We start from the raw sequence: 24,244 nt of genomic DNA on the forward strand, positions 1-24,244 counted from the left end.
CTATCTATATCTGAGCTTGATGATTTTTGGGTATAATTTTGGAAAAAATCTATAAAGGTAGTAAAGAATCTTTAGCTTTAAACTAAGATATTTAAATCCTTTGCTTTTAAAAGCTGATCTTATATCTGCACAAGCAAACTCTAAGGCTTTTTGATACTCTTTAAAGCTATATGGTTCTATACTTAAAGCAGCGTCATAGCGAAGATGTAAAAAGTAGCATTCCAAATACTCTTCTTGTTTTTTTGTTTTTTTAAATTTAGAAAAAAATTCTCTCAGGTCAAGTTCGCATTTTCTAACATCTTCAAAGTTTTTAAATTTCATATTTTTAGAGCTGTTATTAAGACCAACTCTGTAGCTATAAACGCTTTCATTTATTTTTACGATTTTTTGTGAAAGCCATAGTATTTTTGCACTTAAATTTGAGTCTTCGGCTATAAAGATATCTTCTAAAAATAGTAGATTGTTTTCTTTTATAAGGCTAGTTTTTATGAGTTTAGCGCACATTGTAGGAAATATGCTTTTAGCATTGTTGATAGTAAAATAATCAAATAAAAAACTCTCTTTATCAAGTAATCCGCCATCACAAATATAATTATTTATTTTAGTAGTATATCCGTCTTTGTAGGTATTAAAATCTCCAAAAACAGTGTCGGCATCGTATTTTTTTGCCGCTTCATAAAATTTAGATAAGCTATCTTTTGCGGCAAAATCATCGCTATCTAAAAACGCCAAATACTCGCCTTTGGCTAATTTTATACCGGCATTTCTAGCTGCACTCGCACCGCTGTTTTTCTGATCTATGACAACAAGGCGGCTATCGATATTAGCAAATTTATTTAAGATTTTTAGAGTATCGTCACTGCTTCCATCATTGATCGCTATAACTTCTATATCTTTAAAGCTTTGATTTAGCAGTGACTCTAAACACTCTTTTAAAAATCTCTCCGCGTTAAAGCAAGGGATTATCACGCTAATTTTTGGCACTATTTTTTATAACTTTCTACAAATTTCGCTATTTTATCAATTCCCTTTTTTATGCTATCCATATCACAAGCAAAACTTAGTCTAAAGTATCCATCCATACCAAATCCTATGCCTGGCACAGTAGCTACTAGGGCTTTTTCTAATAGCTCTTTGCAAAATTTCATTGAGTCTGGCTCTACTTCTTTACAATTTACAAATAAATAAAAAGCACCATCAGGCTTTACTACATTAAGTCCTTTTATGGCATTTATGGCATCTACTGCGTAGTCGCGACGTTCTATGAATTTAGAACGCATAAACTCTATATCTTTATCCGCCTCTCCAAGCAAAGCAGGCACAGCTCCACATTGAACTATGCTTGAAATATTGCTAGTGCTTTGACTCTGTAGTTTTTTAACCGCTGAATTTATATCATCAATAACACTAGCCATATATCCAAATCTCCAGCCCGGCATAGCTCCGCATTTGCTAAGACCATTTATAGTTATGGTGCGTTTAAACATATCAGGGCTTATACTAGCTGTAGCTACGAACTCACCATTATATGTAAGTTTTTCATAAATTTCATCACTTAAAACAACGATATTTGTACCTTCTAAAACTTTTGCTATGGCTTCAAGTTCAGTTTTTGTATAAACGCCACCGCATGGGTTACTAGGGCTGTTTAACACAATAGCTTTTGTTTTTGGAGTGATAGCTTTTTTTAAAGCTTCACTTGTGAGTTTAAATTTACTACTTTCATCTGTTTGAACTATGACAGGAGTTCCGCCACTAAATTTAACTATCTCAGGATAGCTTACCCAGTATGGAGACGCTATGATGACTTCATCACCTTCATCTATAATACATTGAAAGACATTAAATAAAGAGTGTTTAGCTCCTACATTTGTGATGATTTGGCTTGTTTTATACTCTAAGCCATTATCTCTTTTTAGTTTTGTAGCGATTGCTTCTAATACTTCAGGCGTACCAGGGACAGGCGTATATTTGCCACAACCATTGTCTAATGCTCTTTTTACCGCATCTTTTATAACATTTGGTGTATCAAAATCAGGTTCGCCAGCACTAAAGCTTATGACATCTTTTCCATCTGCTTTCATCTCTTTAGCTTTTGAGCTTATGGCTATAGTTAGGCTCTCTGAAAGCACTCCTATTTTTTTAGACAACATTTTTTACTCCTTTATCGAATTTATATACTGCTTATAACACTCATTTAAATCATTTTCGGATTTACAAATATTTTCATTATTTTTTGAAATTTCTTTTTCTAGCAACTCTATCTTTTTTATAAGATATCCAAGCATCTCTTTTGTTATGTCTGGAAGTTTGTTGTGTTCTAATGGTTTAGCGCAGCCGCCGACTGCTCTAGCAGGAACTCCCACGGCAGTACAATTAGGTGCTACATCTTTTACGACGACAGAATTTGCTCCTATTTTAGAGCCTTTTCCTATGGTTATATCTCCAAGTATTTTAGCTCCAGCTCCTACTACTACGCCATCTTCTAAAGTAGGGTGCCTTTTACCTTTATCAAGACTAACTCCGCCAAGAGTAACGCCTTGATATATTAAACAATCATTTCCTATAACAGCAGTTTCTCCTATCACGACTCCAGTTGCGTGGTCTATGAAAACTCTTCTGCCTATATTTGCGGCAGGATGGATATCTACTCTAGTTAAAAAATTACTAACTCCAGCAAGCATTCTAGCCATATTGTGCCATTTTTTCTCCCATAAAAGATGAGTAAAACGGTAATTTACTATAGCCCAAACACCTGGATAGTTAAATACAAGCTCCCAAAAGCATCTATATGCTGGGTCTTGCACTTTAGGCTGACTTAAATCTTCTTTTATAATACTCCAAAAACCCATATTTATCCTATCGTTTTTAAGTAGCCATTATCATTTAAAAATAGATACAATTCACCTAAAATATGTTTTTTTTGTTTTTCATCTACTAAAGTAGAGTTTTCTATCTTTTCGTTTAAAGTATCTCTGATAGCGTGTATATCGTAGTCTAAATCCTCTAAGATATCCATAATGGATTGCGACTCTAATATATTTTTTATCTCATAATTTCCATTTTCATCAAATATGATAGTCGCTTCAGTAGGATGGGTAAAGAGATTGTGCTTCATACCAAGTACTTCTTGATACGCCCCAACTAAGAAAAATCCTAAGAAATACTCCTCTTTTTCTACATCTACATCATGTAAAAATAGCGGATTTTTATTTGCATCAAAGCTTATCTCTCCATCGCTATCACAAGTTATGTCCCAAATGGACGCCGATAAAGTAGGGCGCTCATCAAGTCTATCTAAAGGCATTACTGGAAAGTTTTGCCCAAGACCCCAAAAATCAGGCAAACTTTGAAACATAGAGAAATTTACTAGGTATCTTTCTTGAATTTCTTCTTGAATTTTAAGAAGCTCAGCGTAGTTTTGTTTATTGCCTAGCATTGAGATCGATTTTTTCATAATGAGATGCACTAAGATCTCAGAGTTTGAGCGATCCTGTAGATCAACATAGCCAAGGTCAAATAGCGTCAAAACGCTTTCCATGTGGGCTATACTATCGTGAAGATACTCTATGGCGTTACTAGGTTTTATGTTAGTATAAAGATCATAAAGCTCACTGATCAAAGGAGGGTTGTTCTTTTTTAGCACAAGCTTTTCTTCTGTATATTCTTGACTAAATAATTCAAGCACGGGAGCTACTAAAACAGCGTGATTTGCAGCTATATATCTGCCACTTTCTATGAAAATATCAGGTTCTACTTCGTTTTTTTGATTTGCTATAGTTTTTAGCAGATAAACGACGTCATTTGCATACTCTTTTAATGTATAGTTTCTGCTAGGATGCTCTTTAAACTGCGAATACTCTATAGCTAAACCGCCACCTAAATTTATAGCTTTTAAATTTAAAGCTCCCATTTTTCTAAGCTCTGCGTATATATTTCCAGCTTCTACTAGGGCTTTTTTGAGTGGATGAATTTCATTTATTTGACTTCCGATATGAAAATGTATCATTGTGAATTGTTCTATTAGATCATTTTCTTTTAGCAAATTTACTGCTTCAATAAGCTCTGTTGATGTTAAGCCAAATTTGGAATTTATTCCGCCACTTTTTGCCCAGACGCCAGTTCCACTGCTATGAAGTCTGATTCTAAGGCCGATATTTGGTTTTGGCTTAAATCTCTCTTTGGCAGTCGCGATGATGGCTTCAAGTTCGTTTAATCCCTCTATGGTAAGAGTGATGTTGTGTCCCATTTCAGCAGCGATAAAGCCGATATCTATAAGCTCTTTATCTTTAAAGCCATTTACTGTGATCGGCGCGCTATGATTGTTATATGCCATAGCAAGTAGAAGTTCAGCCTTACTTCCTGCTTCCAAGCCATATCCGTAAGGCTCGCCTAATTTAGTCAAATTTTCTACAAAACCGGGGTATTGATTTACTTTTAAAGGATAAACCGCGTTAAAACTTCCTGAATAATCAAATTCCTTTTTTGCACGATCAAAACTAGTATAAACTTGAACTATCTGCTTTTTAATCAAGTGTGGAAATCTTAGTAAAAGAGGGCCTCTATATCCGTCGTTTCTTATCTCTTTTACTATGTCGATGATAGCTGGTTTAAAGTCGGTATTTAGGCAAATTTTCCCGCTATCAATTATAAAATTAGAATCCCCCCAAAGGCTAAGCCCATAATCATTTATCATAACACTTCCTTAAGATCATCTAAACTTAGACGTTTTTCATCTTTGTTTTCTAAATTTTTATACCAAATTTCGCCGTTTTTGGCTTCATCTTCGCCTATACATAAAAATATTTTAGCAAGTTTTTTGTCTGCTAAATTTAGATGTTTATTTAGACTTTTTGCTTCATAAGAAATTTCAACTTTATGTTTTTTTCTAAGATTAAATCCAAGAGAATAAATTTGTTTTATATATTTTTCATCTAAAGCGCAGATATAAATTCCATCTCTTTTTGGAGCAAACTCTTTTTGCTTGAGTATCTCCATTATGCGCTCACAACCCATAGCAAAGCCTATGGCAGGAGTAGGTTTTCCGCCTAAAAACTCAGTGAGTTTATCATATCTTCCGCCACCTGCGACTGCACTTTGAGAACCTATCTCATCGCTCACAAACTCAAAAGCAGTTTTGCAGTAGTAGTCTAGCCCACGCACGAGCTTAGGATCTACTTCAAATTTGATTTTGTTTTGTATTAATATTTCTTTTAAATTTGAAAAGTCTTTTTCGCACTCTTCATTTAAATTTTCAGTGATAAGTGGAGCATTTTTTAACAACATCTGACAATGCTCTTTTTTACAATCAAGTATGCGGATCGGATTTGTTTCAAGCCTTCTGTTGCAGTCTTCGCATAGTTCATTTTTATTTGCTTCTATAAATTTAATAAGTTTTTGTCTGTATTTTGGCATACAGTCGCTATCGCCTAGCGAATTTAGTTTTAGAGTGGCTTTTATACCAAGTTTATTTAAAATTTCACCCACCATTAGTATAATGCTAGCATCTTCATATACGCTAGATTCACCAAAACACTCTACACCAAACTGATGAAATTCACGCAAACGTCCTCTTTGCGGTCTTTCATATCTAAACATACTTCCGTGATAGAAGTATTTTTTAACCCCACCGGCTTTATCAAATTTAGCTTCTATAAAAGCGCGAACTACTCCAGCAGTTCCTTCTGGTCTTAAACATACGTCATTACCGCCTTTGTCGATAAACTGATACATCTCTTTTTGGGCTATATCGCTACTTTCGCCTACACTTCTTTTAAAAAGCCCGGTTTCTTCCATTTTTGGAGTTTCGCAAAATTCATAACCATAATTTTTGGCAACACTTTCACAAATTTCTATTATAAATTTATAAAGTTTTCCATCATCATCAAGTAGATCTTTCATTCCGCGAAGTGCATTTATCATATAAATTTCCTTATCTCTTCTTGTATTTGACTTACGCTAAGCCCTGCGTCTATCTCTAAAACATTAAATTTTAAGTCGGCGAATATTATACTCATAAATCCTTGAACTCTCATTAAATATTCAACGCCTCGTTTTTCGATATCATCACTATTTCCACGCGTAAAAAGTCTATTTTTGATAAGCTCTTCATTTGCTTTTAAAAAGATAAATTTATCCCCTAGATCTTCGTTTAATGCAAATTTATTTAAATTTAAAAGTTCGCTTATATCAAGATTATCGTCATTTGCCATAGCATAAGCTATTCCGGATATAAATCCTCTGTCACTTAAAACCAAATTTCCGTAATTTGGCTTAATAACTTTTTCGTAATGTTCGGCACGATCTGCTAAAAATAGTAAAATTTCAGCTTTATTGCAAATTTTACTAGCATTTTTAAGTAAAAATTCCCTTACCCAAGAACCAAACTCAGTTCCGCCAGGCTCTTTTGTGATAATGGCATTAGGTTTAAATTCCTTTAAAAGAGAAATTTGAGTAGATTTTCCGACACCGTCGATACCTTCAAATGTTATTAACATTTTTCACCTTTTATATTGTCTAAAACAGTTTTTGGAACTAAATTTGTTATATCGCCACCATGCGTAAGAACTGAGCGAACTATGGAGCTTGATATAAATGCGTTTTTAAGGCTCGGCATAAAATATATAGTTTCAAACTCACTCCATAAAGAAGCGTTTGCATAGCCTATTTGTAGCTCATACTCAAAGTCGCTTACTGCACGAAGACCCCTAACTACGGTATTTATACCATTTGATTTTGCAAAATCAACAAGCAAGTTATCAAAGCCCATGACTTCTACGTTTGCTATGGAGCTAGTCGCTATTTTTGCCAAATGCAATCTTTTATCATAACAAAAATAGGGCGTTTTACTCTCATTTAGTGCAACTGCTACTATGACTTTGTCAAAAACTTTACAAGCTCGCTTGATGACGTCCATATGTCCGTTTGTGATAGGATCAAAAGTCCCTGGATATATACAAGATTTATTCATTATTTTTACCTTATGATTGCTCTATTTTTTTCTACTATGATTGCTTTAAAAATTTGATTATTATCGCTTTTTACCTTGATTATTTCACCGATATTTGCATCTTCAAGTGCTTTTACTTGAATTTCTACTTTTAGTCCGCCATCTACTATAATGGCATTTATCGTATCTCCTCTTTTTATATCGCTTAGAGTTTTGAACTGCCTATTTGTTAGAACTTTATCTCTTTTTATACGTGTTTTTGTGATGAGTTTTGCCTTTGGAATATTCAAAATAGCATCTTTATCAAAATCTTTTAAGCTAACTTGCACACTTTTATAATCATTTAAATTTAAAATATGATCCTTATCCATATCTATAAGCGAGACAAAAACACTTACTGTAGCATCTATTTTAAATTTAAAAAATATACTTCTGTTTAGATTATTTGGCATTTTATATATCGCTTTGACATTTCCGTCTTCATTTCTCATAGATAGCAAAACTACGTCTGTAAGAATGTACTTATCAAAGTCTTCTGGAATGGAGTTTGGCTTTAGTATGGATAACGAATTTATAGTGATATTTGGAATTTCTTTTTGAATTTTATCTTTTATAATATCATGCAAAGTCGCACCAAAAGCCAAATTTGAAAAAATATATGAGATAAATATAAAAAGTAGAATGGAGCGGGAAACGAGATTCGAACTCGCGACCCCAACCTTGGCAAGGTTATGCTCTACCCCTGAGCTATTCCCGCTTATCATTTTTAAAGAGCGTGATTGTATCATAAATTTATTCATATGTCAAGATAGCTTTAAGATTTTTATGATATTTTCGTTTGAAATCCCTGATTCTCCTATTTTTGAGAGATAAATGGCATTTGACATAGCAAGAGGTTTTATCATAGCAGGGCTAAATTTATTATCATTTATAGGAGTAAATTCTCCATTTTCATAGTGTCCGATGACTATATTTGCACGGCTATTTTTCATAGTGATATCGCCTTTAAATTTAGCAAAAAAAGTTTCGTGTGAGAAGTTTGCCTGTCCGCTTAATTTTTTAAGAGCAGGGATACCGGCTAAAAAGCAAGCCACAAAGCACGACATAGGATTTCCTGGTAATAACAAAACTATCTGAGAGCCTTTTTTATATAGTTTTGTTGGTTTTGCTGGTCTGATATCTAGGCTATCAAACATTTCTTCAAAGCCAAGTTCAAGTAAAACTTCTCGCATAAAATCGGCTTCGCCTTTACTAGCGCCGCCACTTGTGATAATCGCATCATAATTAGCATGCAGGTTTATTTGAGTTTTTAAAATATCTTTATCATCTTTTAAGATGCCTTTATACTCGCTTTTAAAACCATTACTTTGTAAAAGCGCCATTATCCCAGAAGCGTTTGCGTTATATATGGATCTTTCATCACAAAACTCCCAAGGCTCATTTATCTCATCTCCACTACTAAAAACGGCGATTTTAGGTCTAGCATATACTTTTACGTAGCTTATACCTTGAGACGCTAAGAGCATTATTTTAGCAGAGTCTAAGCGGTCATTTGCTTTAAGTAAGATATCGCCTACGCTCACTTCTTCACCTTTTATGCGTCTTGCGTTGTCTTGTTTTAAATTTGAAGGCACTAAAAGTCTTCCTTGCTCATCAAATTTTTCATCTTCTAACATAACTATGCTGTTTGCTCCTTTAGGAAAAATAGCTCCGGTCATTATCTTATAACATTCGTTTTTATCTATTTCGTATTTGGCTTTATCTCCTGCAAATATAGTTCCTTTTATATTTAGAGGCGAATTTCTATCATCGTAATTTATAGCGTAACCATCAAGTGCTGCGTTATCAAAGCAGGGCAATGCTTTTTTAGCATAAATATCTTCAAACAAGATCTTGTCTATTGCTTTTTCTAAGCTGATGATTTCGCAGCAATCTAGTGCTTTTATGGAATTTATCACATTTAACGCTTCATCTACTAACAAATTTTATCCTTTATTCGCTTAGTCGTTTTATATCTGCGCCGAGATTTTGTAGCTTCTTCTCAAGGTTTTCATATCCTCTATCTAAATGATAAATTCTATGAACTCTAGTGGTTCCATTTGCTCTAAGTGCAGCTAAAACCAGTGCCGAACTAGCCCTTAGATCAGTAGCCATAACATCTGCTCCATTTAAGCTTGATCCGCTGATAGTGGCGATATGCCCGTTTAGTTTTATATCAGCTCCCATTCTGCTAAGCTCGCTAGCGTGCATAAATCTGTTTTCAAAAAGCCGCTCATCTATGGTACTTACGCCATCAGCGACTGCGGCTAAAGCCATAAATTGTGCTTGCATATCTGTAGGAAATCCCGGAAATTCAGTAGTGATTATATTTACCGGGGCTAATTTTGCATTAGATATGACTTTTATGCTATTTTTTTCTAATTCAAATTTAACGCCCATATCGCTAAGTTTATCAAGGACTGAAACTAAGTGGCTTGGCTCTACGCCATTTAGCGTTATCTCTCCGCCGCTTATAGCACAAGCACAAAGATAAGTACCAGCCTCAATACGATCTGGTATTACGCAAATTTTAGCTAAATTTAAAAGCTCTCCGCCATTTCCGTGTATTATAAGCTCACTCGTGCCAATTCCATCTATCTTGATACCGCTATCATTTAAAATTTGACAGACTTGTGCGACTTCGGGCTCTTTTGCTGCGTTTAATATAGTTGTTTTACCTTTAGCTAATGCTGCAGCCATGACTATATTTTCAGTTCCAGTTACTGTTATTTTATCAAAAACTATATTTGCGCCTTTTAATCCACCATTAGCTTTTGCTACGACATATCCGTCTTTTATCTTGATATTTGCACCCATTTTTTCAAGTGCGCTAAGATGTAAATCTATAGGTCTTGCTCCGATAGCACAACCTCCTGGAAGCGAAACTTCACACTGTCCAAACCGCGCTAAAAGTGGCCCTAAAACTAAGATTGAAGCTCTCATTTTTCGCACGATATCATAAGTAGCTTTTGTGGAATTTATAGTCGATGTATCTATAAGTAAATTTGAGCCATTAAATTTAGCATTTGCACCTAAATTTACAAGTAATTTTACTAAAGTCTGCGTATCTGCAACGTGCGGAATATTTGAAAACTCTGTGTTATTTTTACCTAAAATACTCATAGCAATGAGTGGTAAAGCTGCGTTTTTTGCACCGCTAATATCCACTTTGCCACTAAGTCTATTTCCGCCTTTTATCTCTAAATAATCCATTATCAGCCTTTAAAAAATATGGTGATTATACAATACTTATTCTTATATTTTGATTTTAAGAAAATATTTGGTAAAATCATCAAAATAACTTAAAAATGGAGATAAACTATGTTATTTAAAGGAGTTTTAACCATATCTGCTTTGTTGTTTATCTTAAGTGGTTGTTCTACAAAAAGCATAGATCCGAAACAAAACAGCTATGATAATGCAGACTCAAAATATCAAAAAAACGACACTACAAGCGGGTATAATTTTAATTATAATCAAGACGCTGATGGGTTTTACAATATAAATTTAAGTAAATATCTTAATAAAAAATTAGGAAATGATTGTTCTGGTTTTGTATCTTTAGTCAATGAAGATAGTAAATCTTTGTATTTTGATGAGAATATAGTAAATAATTTTTATGATAAAAATGGTAGAAAATCACAAGCCATTTTCAATCTTTATAAATCACAAAATAAAATTTCATACACAGATCCAAAACCAGGAGATTTAGTATTTTTCAACAATACTACTTCTAGGACTAATAAATCAAAAAATAAAGCCATAACGCATCTTGGCATTATAGATAAAGTAGAATCAAACGGCACCATAACTTTTATGCATAATATAAATGGTAAAAATATAAAAAGCGTTATGAATTTAAATCACAAAAATACGCATAAGCTAAATGGTAAAAAAATCAATGCATACATCATACTAAAATGTCAAACCCCAGCTTGCCTTATATCGAATAAATTCGCCGGATTTGGTAAAGTGGATAAAAACGTTCAAATAGACTAAATTTGATAATTTCAAGGATAAATTTGCTTACAACGCCGGTTCTTATAGCTATAAATTGTGTAGTGTATTTTTTAGAATATTACGTTTATAATAGCGACGTGTTTGGTATGTATTTTGGGCTAAATGAACTATTTTTTTTAGGTGCTTACTGGCAGCTTTTGACTACTATGTTTTTGCATGGATCGCTTATGCATCTACTTATGAATATGGCTGTACTTTATCAGTTTGGTATGATTTTAGAAAGATATCTTGGTGGTTTTAAATTTATACTACTTTATATAGGTGGCGGTATCGTTACTAGCTTGCTTAGCCTTAGTTATCTTGCTTTTGCAAACGTAAATTTAGTGGGTGCAAGCGGTGCGATATGCGTTCTTTTGGGTTTTATGGCAAATTTGGATAGATACAATAGAAAAGGACTTTTCATCGCAGTGATTTTGATGAGTTTCGCTCCGCTTTTACTAGGTGCGAATATAGCTTGGTATGCGCATATATTTGGATTTGGTATAGGCTATCTGTTTGGATTTTTAAAGGTTTTTAGATGAACTTTTTTGAAGACATTTGGAAAATTCAAAATGATGGGAATTTAGAAAGTAAATTTAGTGGATTTGAACGTATATTTGCAGATTTTAACTCTGGTTGTTACGATCTAAACTCAACTTCTAAGCCAAATCCTTTAGTGGCTCCTAGTTACGCACTAAACTGCGCCGTATATGAGATGAAAGAGTTAAAAAACCATAAAAACGAAAACAAAGACGCAGCTTTTTTACACTCTATAGCACATATTGAGTACAGCGCAATAGATATAGCTCTTGATGCTTGCTATAGATTTAGAAATCTTCCAAAAGAGTATTATTTTGACTGGTTAGAAGTAGCAAATGATGAGATAAGGCATTTTAAGATGATAAATGAGCTTTTAGAAAAGTCAGGATATAAATATGGTGATTTTGGCGTACATAATGGGCTTTTTATAGCGATGCAAAAAACGCAAAACTCTCTCATAGATAGAATGGCGGTTTTACCAAGATATATGGAGGCAAACGGGCTGGATGCAAATTTGTTTATGATGAGTAAGCTTAGGGCTGATTCTAAAAAAAGATATCTTTTGGAGGTTTTAGAAGTGATACATGCCGAAGAGATAGATCACGTCAAAAAAGGCGATAAGTGGTTTAAATTTGCATCTGCAAAGTGTGGCATAGATCCAAATTCGTGGATAGATATAGTTTTAAAACATTATCCAAATGCATTTAACACAAAAAGAGTTTTAGATAAAAAACATAGGCTTTTTGCTGGTTTTAGCGAGTCTGAAATCACAAAAATTTCGTATCTACAAAAGGATAAATAGTGAAAAATAAAACTACAAAAAATGGTATGTCCATAAGCCAAAAGTCTTTAAAGGCTGATGTTTGTATAAATACTAGCAAAGCAGTAGCAACAGAACAATCCATAAGCCATTTTAAAACAAGTGAATCTGACATTAAAACTATATATTTTATAAGACATTCAAAGGCTAAAAAAGAAGGGAATAGTGACTTTGATAGAGACCTATCTGAAAAAGGCAAACAAAATGCTGAATTTATGGGTAAAAGATTAAAAAAATATAAAGTACTTCCAGATATGATATTTGCCTCTCCTGCAAAACGCGCCATAAAAAGTGCAAATTTACTAGCACGTGAGACTAAATTTAAAAAAGATATAATCCAAGTCAAAGCTCTGTATAATGCAAGTTTGGAAAATATGCTTGAGTTCATAAACTCTATTAATGATAAATATAATACTATTTTTATTATAGGTCACAATCCTAGTATAACGCAGATCTCAGAGCTTTTAAGCGATTCTGATATCGGAAATATACCTACTGGCGGGATATTTTGCATAAAATTTGATTGTTGTAGTTTTAAAGATATAAAAGCGCATCACGGACATGCTGTATTTTTTGACTATCCTAGAAAGCATCTTTGATTTATTGTAAAAATAATAGAAAATAGGGGATAGCTCAAAAATCGTTTTTATGGTATTCTACTATAAAAAACAAAAAACAGAGAAGATCAAATTTATATATTGCATTTTTTGATCTTTGCTTAATAAAAATCCATATAAGCTCAAAAAAATCAACGAAATCATATTCTCAAATCTATAGTTGACATAAACTAGTTATTTATAAAAAATATCAAATTTATATATATTTATATATAAAAAATTTGAGTGTTTAATTTTATGATTTTTATAAATATATAATCATTGCTTTAAAATATCAAAAAAATTAGATGAAGTATATATGTAAAATCATATGTAAAATCATATGTATAGTATGAATCAAAAAACTATGATAAATTTAATGGATAAATTCTAAAAACTCAAAAAGTAAATCTCATCAAATACTCATAAAAACATAGTTTTACTGATATGCAGATAGGGATAGAAGAGTATATTTATAAAACTTTGAAAATATTTGTTTTCAATACAAAATAATAAAAATAGCATGTATTTTACTTTTTTAAGCAAAATAAGCATACTTTTTATGCGAGCTTAGTTTTTTTCTACGGCTTACTTTTATAGACGTTTATCTTTTAAATTTAATTAAATATCTATCGTATAGGTTTATATTTATACATTTTTTGCTAGAAATAAATCAAAAAATAAATTCTTAGCTAAAAACTCCAAATTTATTATTCGTAAAATTTAGATGCGCTTTGTATGAGTTCTTCTAGATTGCACTCTTTTTCATTTTGTATGATATTTTTTATACCGCAAAGTAGATTTATAGAAGCTTCTATTTCTACTTTTCTTGTGGATATGCTCTCTACATTAGCCCCAACGCTTACACCTTTTGCACGTCCATATTTATATAAAAACTCAAACATATCAAGGCTTAGTTCAACAGAAGCACTAAGTGGATCGTCGCTTTCAAATAGTCTATCTTCAAACTGTTTAGACACTGAAATACCAAGCCATCTCATAAATTCAAGCGTTTTAGGGCTACCGCAAGGCGTAAATGTAAATATTATAGGGACTTTTTTTATTCCTAAATTTGCGTAGTCGTCTAAAAACCGTTTTGCATTTTCTATGTTATAAACTGCTTGAGTGATAAAAAATTCACATCCTTTGACGATTTTTGAAGCCACTCTTAGGTCTTCATCGCCTTTTTTTTCATGCCTTTCAGGTATGCAGATCCCGCCTACTGTTACGTTTCTGCCCTGCTCTTTTTTTAGTTGATAGGCTTCATTTAGATTAAATTTAAGCAAGTCATTCTTTGAGCTTGCTCCTACAAAAACGGATAACATATCATTATTATAGGTATTTAAAAAGTTAGCAAATTCTTCTTTTGTGTAGTTTCCTACAGCTTTATAGATGACTGCTGGATATGATAGTTTTAAAAACTCTTTATGGTAAATCTCAGGCTTGATAGTTCCGCAAAACTCAAATGTACGCTTCTTATTATTTCGCGAACTTTCATCTTGTAAGTCATATATCACAAGTCCGTCTATGCCGGTGTTTTCTAGTCTTTCTAGTTGTTTTTTGGCTATTTGATAAGCTTCATCTTTGCTTAAATTTATTTTTGGCGGAGTGATACCGTAAAGCAAAATGCCAGGTTTATTTTCTTTGATCTTATCTTTTAGCATTGATAAACCTTTAGGACTTGTCCCAAAAAGGGACAAGTTGTTTAGCTTAGACGAACAATTTTAACAGCTGCGGTCATATTTTTAAGGCTAGGTTTAACCTCTTCCCATTTTCTTGTTTTTAGACCGCAATCTGGATTTATCCAAAGTTGGCTTTTTGGAAGAACTTCTAGTAAGGCGTGAATTTGATTAGCTATCTCTTCTACGCTAGGAACTCTTGGACTATGGATATCATAAACTCCAGGCCCTACTTCCTGTTTGTAACCAACTGATTTAAAGATTTTTAATAGCTCATTTCCGCTTCTAGCAGTTTCTATACTGATAACATCGGCGTCCATCGCTTCAATGGTCTTTATGATATCATTAAACTCAGAATAACACATATGTGTGTGAATTTGAGTCTGTGCTTTAGCTGATGAAACGCTTAATTTAAAGCAATCTACTGCAAATTTTTCATAACTAGATACGTTTTCACGTCTAAGCGGATAACCCTCTTTAAATGCAGCTTCATCTACTTGTATGATTTTGATACCTGCATTTTGAAGATCATTTATCTCATCATAAATACAAAGCGCAAGCTCTTTTGCTATCTCGCTTCTTGGTTTATCATCTCTTACAAAGCTCCAGTTTAGAATAGTTACAGGTCCAGTTAGCATACCTTTCATTATCTTGCTTGTTTTGCTTTGAGCGTAGCTTATCCAGTCTACGGTCATAGCTTTTGGACGACTAACATCACCAAAAAGGAGTGGCGGTTTAACGCATCTACTACCATAGCTTTGTACCCAGCCATTAGCACTAAATGCATACCCTTTTAGTTGCTCTCCAAAGTATTCAACCATATCATTACGCTCAGGTTCGCCATGAACTAACACATCTAAGCCGCACTCTTCTTGAAAAGCTATGCACTCGTCGATGTATTTTTTGATATCTTTTTCATAAGACTCTTGCGATATCAGAGATTTTTTATAAGCATTTCTTACTTGACGAAGCTCTGGAGTCTGCGGGAAGCTACCTATAGTCGTAGTTGGAAGCTCTGGAAGATTAAATTTAGCTTTTTGAACCTTTATACGCTCTTCATAAGGAGTATCTCTTTCAAATTTAGATATGTTTTTTACCCTTTCTTGAACAGCTTTATCGTTTATTAATTCAGAAGTCTTTCTTGAAGCGATAGCAGCTCTGTTTTTAGCAAGCAAGCCCTCACCTACTTCGCAAAAATGCTCGTCGTTTGCTAATTTTTTTAGCAAATTTACTTCTGTTAATTTTTCTAATGCAAAGCTAAGCCACTCTTTTATGCTTAGTTTTTCTTCGTATTTTAGAGTATATGGAACGTGTAAAAGTGAGCAAGAAGTGCCTATATTTAGGCGTTCGCTTGGGATATACTCTTTGATCTTGTTTATTAGCTCAAGTTTAACATCAAGATCGCTTACCCAAACGTTTCTACCATCTATAAGTCCAGCAAATAGAACTTTATCGCTATTTTTTAGGATTTCTAAAGAAGCTTTTTGGTGGCTTGTATGTACAAAATCAAGTCCAACGCCCCAAACTTTAGTTTTTACGATCTCTTTTACAGCTTCATTTGCATGCTCAAAATATGTCATAAATATAATCTTAACATTATCTTTGACGCATAGCTTGTCATAAACAGGGACTATTTGATCTTTTAGTTTTTCAGCTTTATCGGTGACGAAGATAGGCTCATCTATCTGAACTACGACTTCATTATCCAGCTTAGAAATTTCAACTAAAAGCTTAGCATACTGCTCTACTAGGGCGTCTAAATGACAAAGTGCGCAGCTTCCATCAGTTGTTTTACTAAGCGCTAAAAACGTTATAGGCCCTATCAAATTTATCTTTGGAGTGATGCCTTGGGCTTTTGCTTCTTTATATTCATTTAATATTTTTGTAGGATTTAGACTAAATTTAGTCTCTTTGCTAAGTTCTGGAACAATGTAATGGTAGTTTGTATTAAACCATTTTGTCATCTCCATAGCTACACTTGTCTTATTTCCTCTTGCCATTGAAAAGTATAGCTCTACTCCACTAAGCCCCTCAAATCTCGGCGGAATCGCTCCAAAAGTTATAATATTATCAAGCATCAAATCATAATAAGAAAAGTCATTTGCACTTATAAAATCTATATGTGCGTCTTTTTGATACTTCCAGTGTCTCGCTTTTAGCTCTTTTGCCACCTTCTCAACTTCACTAAAATCACTCTTGCCAGCCCAAAAACTCTCAAGCGCAAATTTAAGCTCTCTTTGTTCGCCTATCCTAGGAAATCCTATTATAAAACTTTTTGACATATTTAATCCTTTATTAAAATACATAATTATAGTATAAAAGGTCTTAGACCAACTAAATTTAAAAAATATAATGTTTTTAGTGGAATTTACGCATTTCAAAAATAACTAATGGCGGTTTTAATCCGTGAAGCTTATAAAATAATTTATCATCATCTAAGTATAAGAAAAAATGGTTATGTAATAGCGTAAGGCGGGTCTTGCGTTTAAAAATACAGTTGCAATGAATAGGAAACGTAACGATAAAAGCTAGATATGAAAATACACCTATAAAAGTAAATTCTAAGTTAAATATAAATTTGAAATCTTTTTTATTTTTTAGTGCTTTGCTTATCGCTTTTACACATGGGACAGCTCATACTTACGCCTTTTTTTGTACTTTTAAAATAGTTTGGTGATTGTAACTAAAAAAATATAAAATTTAAATTAAAAATAATTTTTTTATAAATTAACTATTTATTACTTCAAATTCAAGTCCGTTTTTTGTCTCTTTGAATTTATAAAAACTTTCATTGCTAGGATAAACTACCTCTTTTTTGCGACTATTGTTAATGCTATTTTTAGAAAAATACTCTAAAAGCGATACTAACTCTTTTTGTAATAATATCTTTAAGCTCATACTCATTCCATGTTCTAAATTTTTTATAAATTTACCATCAATTTGGCTTTGATGCGATATGACATTTAATTTATTTTTAAATCCCAAAAAATTTAATTTTTGGTAAAGAATGGCTTTTGATTCAAATGGTGCTATGTTGTCTTTTGTCGAGTGATAGCTGATAAATTTAGTTTTATTAAACTTTTTTTGAATTTTTAGGTGGTCTAAATTGTCTATATCTCTGATGCATTCCCTGGCTTTTGAAAAGAAATAAGGCGATTTTTCATCTAAACTCCATAGCGTTATATCGCTAATTAGGATTTCTAAATTTGGAATTAGTTCATCATCTGATTTAAAGGAATAATATTTTGTAAAATCTATTTGCTTTCCAAAGCCTGAGTATAAGAGATTTGTTTTTGTATAGCTTGAATTTTCTATAACAGCGTCGATTAACCAAGGTGCGATTTTAGCGCACATATAAGCTATATATCCACCATGACTTGAGCCAATCAAAATACAAGGAAGATTTTTTAACCCCCCCCCACCAGCTAAAATTTTGGTTAAGTTATGCCTAGTAAAAATGAGTGCGTTTATGACATCTATCGCACTCATTACTCCGAAATTTTGGTATTCATTGTCAGGTTGGGCAATAGTAAGACTAAGGGACATCTTATAGTCATTTGGCAATTTGCCTAACTTTTTTAAATTTTCAATCTTTTCATTAATAATCCTAAAAACATAATCATTTTGAAAATTTAGATCTAGCCCAATAGCTTCAGCCATCTTTTTTAAAATAAATTTGTCTATTTCATCGGCAAATAAAGTTCCACCTAAATGAGTTCTGTTTCTAATACCAAAATATCTCACTTGTAGCACAATAACTCCAAATTTAGAAGTAAATTCGGCCAAATTTTGTTGATAGCTTGAGTTATTGTCATCTCCGCAACCTGGCACTAAAACTACAATTGCTTTTTGCTCTAATTCATCATCAAAAGTAACTTTAAATTTAAGCTTTGATCTGCGTTTAATAGCTAGTTCGACATCATCACAAGAGTCTATTTCAAATTCCCTAGTTAGCGTCATTAGCTTTCTTTAAATAGTTTTGAAGCTAAAATTTGAGCTTTATCTTGATCGCTATCTTTTTTAAGCGTTTTAAAGACTCTATTTAGATGATTTTCAAAAAATTCGTGATTATTTAGCTCTTTTTCATCATCTTTTTTTATGACACTCGTGTATTCTCCATCACTTCCAAGCTCATAAGCAAGCTCGTTATCACTAAGTTGCAAACGTAAAATTTCATTTAATTTATCGGCAAGCATAGGCTCATATATAGGGGTCATAAGCTCAAGTCTGCGCTCTAGATTTCGTGGCATCCAGTCCGCGCTGGATATGTAAAATTTAGGACTTGCGTGCTTAAAATAAAATATCCTAGCATGCTCAAGGTACTTTCCTATGATAGAGCGAACGCGGATATTTTCACTTATGCCAGCTACACCCGGTCTAAGACAGCAAATTCCTCTTATGATAAGATCTATCTGAACCCCTGCTTTACTTGCTTTGTAAAGCTCTTTTATGACGTCGCTATCAACTAAAGCATTCATTTTGGCGATGATCCTGCCCTCACCGCCCATTTTTGCTTCATTCTTTATCATATCTATAACACGTTCTTTTATCTGCATAGGAGACATAGAAAGCGAGTTTAGACGTCTGTTTTTGCTAAATCCAGATAGTATGTGAAAAAAAGTAGTAGTATCTTTTGCAAAGTCTTCTCTACTAGTAAAGTAGCTCACGTCTGTGTAGATCTTTGCGCTACTTCCGTTGTAGTTTCCAGTACCAAGATGCATATAAAATTTGAGTTTGTCGCCTATTTGACGTATGACTTGAGAAACTTTTGCATGAACTTTAAATCCTGTAATACCATATATCACATGCGCCCCTGCGTTTTCAAGCGCTTTTGCCCAGTGAAGATTGTTTTCTTCATCAAATCTAGCTTTTAGCTCTACCATTACGGTCACTTGTTTGCCATCGTTTGCAGCGTCTATGAGAGCTTGAATGATGCTTGAGTTTTTCTCAACTCTATAAAGCGTCATACGTATAGATATGACCTTTGGATCTTTTGCTGCTTCTTTGATAAACTGAGTTACTGGATCAAAGCTTTCGTATGGATGAAAAAGCAAAACGTCTTCTTTATCTATAGCATCAAACATCGAAACATTTTGTCCAAATGGAGGAAGTGTCTTTGGCGTATATTGAGGTAAGAGCAAATTTGAAAACTCTTTATCGCCGATGATCTGCCACAAAGCTCCAAGGGTTAGAGGAATAGTGTATTCATATATATCTTTATAAAATATTTTCATATGCAAATTTAAAAACTCAAGTATCTCTGGATCTGGATCTTTTTCGATTTGCAAACGAACAAAAGCGCCTTTTCTGCGAAGTTTTAAGCCTTGTTCTAGTATCATCATAAAATCGTCCGCTTCTTCTTCTTCGATCACCATATCAGCGTTCCTAGTTACTCTAAATGCACAACTTGCAAGTAGTTTGTACCCTGGAAATATCTCTTCTGCGTGACGATGAACTATGCTTTCTATAGGTACATATATGCCATCTCCGGCGTTGTAAAATCTAGGAAGCACACGGCTGATACGTATCATTCCAAATTTTATTATCTCAGGATGAGCATCATCGCAAAGTTTCACTGCAAGTCCAAAACTAAGGTTGTTTAGATGCGGAAAAGGATGGGTTGCATCTACTGCGATAGGAACGATAACTGGCAAAATATTTGAGAAAAAGTACTCATCAGCCCTAAGTTTGATATCTGAGTCTAAATCTTCGTATTTTTTGATGTGCAGCCCTACTTTTGCTAGTTTTGAAACAGTATCTTTATAGTAATCTTCTAAAATTTGTTGCTCGTCTTTTAGGTATTTTCTTATCTCTCTTAACTGATCAAGAGGAGTCATTTCATCATTTCCACTTACTACGACTCCAGCGGCAAAAAGTTGCTTTAGTCCGGCTATTCTGATCATATAAAATTCGTCTAAATTTGTATAATAAATAGCTATAAACTTGAGCTTTTCAAGTAGCGGAAGATCTTTTTCACATTGAGCTAGTACGCGCGAATTAAATCTTAGCCAAGATAGTTCGCGATTGATAAAAATATCTCTGTTTTTCATATTTTGACCCTTTCAAATTTGGTATGATTATACTAAAAATGAGTGAAAAATTCACTTAATATTCTAAATTTAAAATAGAATTATTATTAAAATGTGTAAATTTATACTTAAATTTAAAACTTTGTTTGCAATTTTTTCCAAAAAATATTCGCACAAAAACACAAGCCCAAAAATCATCAAAGCCGTGCTTAAAAATATGATTTTTAAAAGCCCTTTAAAGGTTCGCATATTTTTTGCTGCAAAATGATAACTAAATAATGGCAAAATTCCGCCACACATTCCCATAATAAACGACGAAGCAAAGAATTCCGCGCTCATCAAAACAGATAAAATAGCAACGCTATTTTCGGTGGAAATTTCTAGCAAAATAGCGTTTGCGACTATCATAAAAACAGACGAAAATGTAGAACTACCATTTAATACTATATTTTTTATCAAATTTAAATTTATATAAATTTTGCTTATTTTTAGGTTTAAATTTTGCAAAACAAATGGTGCTAATCCAAGCGCTCATACCTATACAAGTAGCAAGTGCAGCCCTAGGTCAAACACTGCTAAAAATAGATAATCTAAGACTAAATTTATAATAGCAACGATAAGGTTTAAAATCATACTATATATCGGCTTTTAGCTATTCTTAGATAGTCATCTATCGCAAAACATAGAGCTACAAATGGATAAAATAATATATAAATTCTTGCATATTCTATACATAAATTTGCTAGTTCTAAGTCATCTATAAAATATAAACATAACCATTTTAAAGATAAAATTCCTAAAACAAAAAACAGCATAGAAACCATCACGATAAAAATTAAACTAAAGCTAAAAATTTCGCTTGCTTTTTTATACTCTTTTTGCCCAAGATGAATTGAAATTTGCACGGACGAACCGACAGCAATTATGTCTATTAGACTAAAAGATATCATTATAAAAGGCATTATTAATCCAGCAGCCGCTAAGGCTTTAACGCCTAAAATTTTACCGATAAAAATATCGTCTATGATAAAATATAAAGACATAAAAAGCATACTTATCATATTTGAAAAAGCATATTTTATAAATAATTTTGTAGGTTTAAAGCTCATATCAACTCCTATTTTTTAAATTTTTTGCTATTTAAAAAAATAAAACGCTAATAAACTCAGTTGATAGCTTGTATGTATAAATTTAATTTTAAGTATAATTTATTTTGACAAGCGTACCGATAAGTCATCATAAATCACCTTTTTTAAATTTAAACAGTTATACAAAAAATAAGTAAAAATTCCACTTAATATTAAATCTGTTAAATATATTTAATTATAAAATACAATATAAAATTTGGTAATTATGTAAAATACGCACCATAAAGTATAAATTTAATAAGGTTTTTACATTAAAATTTAAATATAAAAACCTTAAATTTCAATTAGAAATTATAACTAAAAGTTAAGTTAAATAGCCTTGGATCGCCATAAACCATCTTATTTGCTCCTATACCTTCATAATATCGTTTATCAAATAAATTATCGATATTTAGCTGGATATCAAAGTTTTTATTGATTTTATATCCAAGCATTAAATTTACTAAAGCATAGTCATTTTGAGTTATTCGACTATCACCGCTATCTACGTAAATTTTACTTTTATATAAAATACCTCCGCCTATTCTAAGATTTTGAATGGTATATTTAGCAAATAAATTAGCAGTAGTTCTGGCGGCTTCAGTGTTGTATTTCATACCTTTTGCATCTTCTGCTTTAAAATGAGTAAGACCAAAACTTAAGCTCAAATCACTATTTATATCGCCCATAACATCAATCTCAAATCCCTTGCTCAAAACACCTTTTGAAGCGATATAAGCAGATTGTGACGTACCTGGTATCTTTATATCTGGTTCATAAGCCGTTGCAAGCTTATCTTGTTCTATTTTAAATAGACCAAATGAAGTTTGAAGAGCTCCTCCAAAATACTCTGCTTTGATACCGACTTCATAGTCTTTACCTTCTACAGGATCAAGATATTTTCCATTTATATCTTTTTTATCTTGCGGTTTAAATATACTTGTATAACTAGCATAAAGAGAATAATTTTCGTTTAAATCATATACTATTCCTATGTACGGAGTTATTTCTCTTGTAAAATTTCTATTTTCATTTCCGCCTTCAATGCTATATTTCCAGTAACTCATTCTACCGCCTACTAAAAATTTAGCATAGTCTGTAATTTCAAATTTATTTGCCATATATATTGCTTTTTGAATAGTTTTGTCACGATTATTTTGATCTATATATGGAAATCTCGGATCGTTTATATATAAATTGTTGAAATTTAAAATAGTATCGGAAGTAAATTTAAGTCCAGCAGGCGTATTTTTTGAATTCCAATAGCTACTTACGCTATCTGCGCTTTTTTTATAGTTATTATACATAGCACCAAAAACAAATTCATGATTTTTATCAAAAGCGACGTAAGGAAGCGTTAGATAACTATCGATATTGTGTATATTTTCTTCACGTTTGTTTGCATAGGCGGAAAGCCCGTCGATATTTCCTATGTTATTCGTAGGGAGATTTCCACCATAATAAAGCAAATTTGAGTCAGTGTTTGCGCGTCTAAACGAATATGAATAATTAAAAACGGCATCGTTTATAAAAAAATATTTATAATCGGCGTAAAAATCAAGAGTTTTTATATCCCATCTAGTCCAAGGCTGAGAAAAAATTTGGTTTTTACTAAAATTTGTTCTGCTTTTATTTGTATAAAATGCTGGCATACCGCCCCAACGAACTCCGTTTCTTTGCAAATCTTGATAAAATCCGGCTAAAGAAACCAAAGAGTTATCGCCTACATCGGCATCTATAACGGTATAAATCACGTCATTTTTACGTTTATAATAATCCATAAAAGATCTAGATTTATCATGTGAAAACGAAAGTCTTCCTCTTATGCTGCCATCTTTGTTTAAAGGGGATAAAACATCACCTGAGATACCGTATTTATCATATGATCCTCCGCTTGTTTTTAATACCGCTTTAAAATCTCTACTATCTGCTCTTTTTCTTATAAAATTGATACTAGCCGCAGGATTTCCGGCGCCCGCTAGAAGTCCGTTTGCTCCTTTGACTACTTCAACTCTCTCATATGGTATCAAGCTCATATCGTTTGCTCCAAGTGAAAAACCGCCGAAACTCGGCATAGAATCAAGCAGATAATAATCAACACTAAAACCCCTAATAGTCGGATAAACGCGCTCATCCCATTTGTTAAGAGTAACTCCTGGTATATGACGAAGCAGCTCTTGATAGTCATTTACGTCAAGATCTCTTAGCTTTGCTTCTGTTATGATACTTAAAGACTGCGGTATTTCTCGAACATTCAAATCAAGCCTTGTAGTGCTTTTAACGATCTCTTGAGTATTATAGTTTTTATCGTCATTTCTTATAGGAGCTACTATATCTACAGCCTCTAAAGATACCTGTTTTGTTTCGTTTGCTAAAATTTTAGTATTTTCTTGAAGTACAAATATAGCAACTACTGCCGAAAGCAAAATTCTACTTAACTTCATATCGTCTCCTTAGTTTCATTAT

General features: G+C 32.8%; 21 protein-coding genes and 1 tRNA gene. 4 read left to right on the top strand and 18 right to left on the bottom strand.

Annotated features, from left to right (window positions below; genetic code table 11):
• The 11 genes from CHLWT_RS04615 to murA form a co-directional block, all read right to left on the bottom strand.
• Nucleotides 1–984 carry a glycosyltransferase family 2 protein gene (locus CHLWT_RS04615; RefSeq protein ID WP_112000096.1) on the bottom strand — a complete coding sequence of 328 codons (984 nt, stop codon included), beginning with the start codon at nt 982–984 and terminating at the stop codon, nt 1–3.
• Nucleotides 984–2,153, bottom strand: a complete 1,170-nt coding sequence (locus CHLWT_RS04620) for a pyridoxal phosphate-dependent aminotransferase (RefSeq protein ID WP_112000097.1) — start codon at nt 2,151–2,153, stop codon at nt 984–986. The genes CHLWT_RS04615 and CHLWT_RS04620 overlap by 1 nt, the downstream gene beginning before the upstream one ends.
• 3 nt (nt 2,154–2,156) lie before the next feature.
• Nucleotides 2,157–2,852: a serine O-acetyltransferase gene (gene cysE, locus CHLWT_RS04625; RefSeq protein WP_063998171.1), complete on the bottom strand. Its 696-nt coding sequence runs from the start codon at nt 2,850–2,852 to the stop codon at nt 2,157–2,159.
• A gap of 2 nt (nt 2,853–2,854) precedes the next feature.
• Nucleotides 2,855–4,693, bottom strand: a complete 1,839-nt coding sequence (speA, locus tag CHLWT_RS04630) for a biosynthetic arginine decarboxylase (protein ID WP_111948298.1) — start codon at nt 4,691–4,693, stop codon at nt 2,855–2,857.
• The gene (gene hisS / locus CHLWT_RS04635) at nt 4,693–5,922 is read right to left on the bottom strand and encodes a histidine--tRNA ligase (RefSeq protein ID WP_063998173.1); all 1,230 of its coding nucleotides are present in this window, start codon (nt 5,920–5,922) and stop codon (nt 4,693–4,695) included. The genes speA and hisS overlap by 1 nt, the downstream gene beginning before the upstream one ends.
• The gene (gene tmk, locus CHLWT_RS04640) at nt 5,919–6,497 is read right to left on the bottom strand and encodes a dTMP kinase (protein WP_059433304.1); all 579 of its coding nucleotides are present in this window, start codon (nt 6,495–6,497) and stop codon (nt 5,919–5,921) included. Before tmk ends, hisS begins: the two co-directional genes overlap by 4 nt.
• Complete coding sequence (coaD, locus tag CHLWT_RS04645) at nt 6,491–6,970, bottom strand: pantetheine-phosphate adenylyltransferase (RefSeq protein WP_059433303.1); 480 nt, start codon at nt 6,968–6,970, stop codon at nt 6,491–6,493. The genes tmk and coaD overlap by 7 nt, the downstream gene beginning before the upstream one ends.
• Nucleotides 6,971–6,975: 5 nt before the next feature.
• Nucleotides 6,976–7,575 carry a flagellar basal body P-ring formation chaperone FlgA gene (flgA, locus tag CHLWT_RS04650; protein ID WP_170253210.1) on the bottom strand — a complete coding sequence of 200 codons (600 nt, stop codon included), beginning with the start codon at nt 7,573–7,575 and terminating at the stop codon, nt 6,976–6,978.
• A 56-nt stretch (nt 7,576–7,631) separates the two neighbouring features.
• Nucleotides 7,632–7,706, bottom strand: a tRNA-Gly gene (locus CHLWT_RS04655).
• A gap of 46 nt (nt 7,707–7,752) precedes the next feature.
• Complete coding sequence (locus CHLWT_RS04660) at nt 7,753–8,931, bottom strand: molybdopterin molybdotransferase MoeA (RefSeq protein ID WP_112000099.1); 1,179 nt, start codon at nt 8,929–8,931, stop codon at nt 7,753–7,755.
• Nucleotides 8,932–8,941: 10 nt separating this feature from the next.
• Nucleotides 8,942–10,201: a UDP-N-acetylglucosamine 1-carboxyvinyltransferase gene (murA, locus tag CHLWT_RS04665; protein ID WP_112000100.1), complete on the bottom strand. Its 1,260-nt coding sequence runs from the start codon at nt 10,199–10,201 to the stop codon at nt 8,942–8,944.
• A 108-nt stretch (nt 10,202–10,309) separates the two neighbouring features.
• On the opposite strand from murA, the gene CHLWT_RS04670 reads away from it, so the two are divergent.
• From CHLWT_RS04670 to CHLWT_RS04685, 4 genes are read left to right on the top strand one after another with little or no spacing between them, the layout of a single operon-like run.
• Nucleotides 10,310–10,987, top strand: a complete 678-nt coding sequence (locus CHLWT_RS04670) for an NlpC/P60 family protein (RefSeq protein WP_112000101.1) — start codon at nt 10,310–10,312, stop codon at nt 10,985–10,987.
• Between the two features lie 23 nt (nt 10,988–11,010).
• Nucleotides 11,011–11,529 (top strand): rhomboid family intramembrane serine protease, encoded by a 519-nt coding sequence (locus tag CHLWT_RS04675; RefSeq protein ID WP_111975187.1) that lies wholly within the window; start codon nt 11,011–11,013, stop codon nt 11,527–11,529.
• Nucleotides 11,526–12,329: a ferritin-like domain-containing protein gene (locus tag CHLWT_RS04680; RefSeq protein ID WP_112000102.1), complete on the top strand. Its 804-nt coding sequence runs from the start codon at nt 11,526–11,528 to the stop codon at nt 12,327–12,329. Before CHLWT_RS04675 ends, CHLWT_RS04680 begins: the two co-directional genes overlap by 4 nt.
• Nucleotides 12,329–12,946, top strand: coding sequence for a SixA phosphatase family protein (locus CHLWT_RS04685; RefSeq protein WP_244948762.1), 618 nt, complete (start codon nt 12,329–12,331; stop codon nt 12,944–12,946). Before CHLWT_RS04680 ends, CHLWT_RS04685 begins: the two co-directional genes overlap by 1 nt.
• A gap of 707 nt (nt 12,947–13,653) precedes the next feature.
• Here the strand turns inward: CHLWT_RS04685 and CHLWT_RS04690 are convergent.
• The 7 genes from CHLWT_RS04690 to CHLWT_RS04720 all read right to left on the bottom strand — a co-directional run bounded on the left by CHLWT_RS04690 (nt 13,654) and on the right by CHLWT_RS04720 (nt 24,222).
• Nucleotides 13,654–14,607, bottom strand: coding sequence for a methylenetetrahydrofolate reductase (locus CHLWT_RS04690; RefSeq protein ID WP_111948270.1), 954 nt, complete (start codon nt 14,605–14,607; stop codon nt 13,654–13,656).
• A 41-nt stretch (nt 14,608–14,648) separates the two neighbouring features.
• On the bottom strand, nt 14,649–16,904 hold the full coding sequence (gene metE, locus CHLWT_RS04695; protein ID WP_112000103.1) for a 5-methyltetrahydropteroyltriglutamate--homocysteine S-methyltransferase: 2,256 nt from the start codon (nt 16,902–16,904) through the stop codon (nt 14,649–14,651).
• 445 nt (nt 16,905–17,349) lie between these two features.
• The gene (locus CHLWT_RS04700) at nt 17,350–18,582 is read right to left on the bottom strand and encodes a DUF2920 family protein (RefSeq protein WP_112000104.1); all 1,233 of its coding nucleotides are present in this window, start codon (nt 18,580–18,582) and stop codon (nt 17,350–17,352) included.
• Nucleotides 18,582–20,672: an RNA degradosome polyphosphate kinase gene (locus CHLWT_RS04705; RefSeq protein ID WP_063998183.1), complete on the bottom strand. Its 2,091-nt coding sequence runs from the start codon at nt 20,670–20,672 to the stop codon at nt 18,582–18,584. The genes CHLWT_RS04700 and CHLWT_RS04705 overlap by 1 nt, the downstream gene beginning before the upstream one ends.
• A 69-nt stretch (nt 20,673–20,741) precedes the next feature.
• Nucleotides 20,742–21,158 (bottom strand): MATE family efflux transporter, encoded by a 417-nt coding sequence (locus CHLWT_RS04710; protein ID WP_112000105.1) that lies wholly within the window; start codon nt 21,156–21,158, stop codon nt 20,742–20,744.
• Nucleotides 21,159–21,280: 122 nt separating this feature from the next.
• Nucleotides 21,281–21,760, bottom strand: coding sequence for an MATE family efflux transporter (locus tag CHLWT_RS04715; RefSeq protein ID WP_112000106.1), 480 nt, complete (start codon nt 21,758–21,760; stop codon nt 21,281–21,283).
• A 323-nt stretch (nt 21,761–22,083) separates the two neighbouring features.
• Nucleotides 22,084–24,222 carry a TonB-dependent siderophore receptor gene (locus CHLWT_RS04720; RefSeq protein ID WP_112000107.1) on the bottom strand — a complete coding sequence of 713 codons (2,139 nt, stop codon included), beginning with the start codon at nt 24,220–24,222 and terminating at the stop codon, nt 22,084–22,086.
• Between the last annotated feature and the right edge of the window lie 22 nt (nt 24,223–24,244).

It is taken from the genome of Campylobacter hyointestinalis subsp. lawsonii, assembly GCF_013372165.1.
In the GTDB taxonomy this organism is placed as follows: domain Bacteria; phylum Campylobacterota; class Campylobacteria; order Campylobacterales; family Campylobacteraceae; genus Campylobacter; species Campylobacter lawsonii.

Coding starts and splice junctions, on each gene's coding strand:
- CHLWT_RS04690 (WP_111948270.1), bottom strand. CDS start 14,607: ATGCTAAAAGATAAGATCAAAGAAAATAAACCTGGCATTTTGCTTTAC.
- CHLWT_RS04670 (WP_112000101.1), top strand. CDS start 10,310: ATGTTATTTAAAGGAGTTTTAACCATATCTGCTTTGTTGTTTATCTTA.
- cysE (WP_063998171.1), bottom strand. CDS start 2,852: ATGGGTTTTTGGAGTATTATAAAAGAAGATTTAAGTCAGCCTAAAGTG.
- CHLWT_RS04705 (WP_063998183.1), bottom strand. CDS start 20,672: ATGAAAAACAGAGATATTTTTATCAATCGCGAACTATCTTGGCTAAGA.
- CHLWT_RS04720 (WP_112000107.1), bottom strand. CDS start 24,222: ATGAAGTTAAGTAGAATTTTGCTTTCGGCAGTAGTTGCTATATTTGTA.
- CHLWT_RS04715 (WP_112000106.1), bottom strand. CDS start 21,760: ATGAGCTTTAAACCTACAAAATTATTTATAAAATATGCTTTTTCAAAT.
- CHLWT_RS04700 (WP_112000104.1), bottom strand. CDS start 18,582: ATGACGCTAACTAGGGAATTTGAAATAGACTCTTGTGATGATGTCGAA.
- murA (WP_112000100.1), bottom strand. CDS start 10,201: ATGGATTATTTAGAGATAAAAGGCGGAAATAGACTTAGTGGCAAAGTG.
- CHLWT_RS04680 (WP_112000102.1), top strand. CDS start 11,526: ATGAACTTTTTTGAAGACATTTGGAAAATTCAAAATGATGGGAATTTA.
- CHLWT_RS04620 (WP_112000097.1), bottom strand. CDS start 2,153: ATGTTGTCTAAAAAAATAGGAGTGCTTTCAGAGAGCCTAACTATAGCC.
- metE (WP_112000103.1), bottom strand. CDS start 16,904: ATGTCAAAAAGTTTTATAATAGGATTTCCTAGGATAGGCGAACAAAGA.
- hisS (WP_063998173.1), bottom strand. CDS start 5,922: ATGATAAATGCACTTCGCGGAATGAAAGATCTACTTGATGATGATGGA.
- tmk (WP_059433304.1), bottom strand. CDS start 6,497: ATGTTAATAACATTTGAAGGTATCGACGGTGTCGGAAAATCTACTCAA.
- coaD (WP_059433303.1), bottom strand. CDS start 6,970: ATGAATAAATCTTGTATATATCCAGGGACTTTTGATCCTATCACAAAC.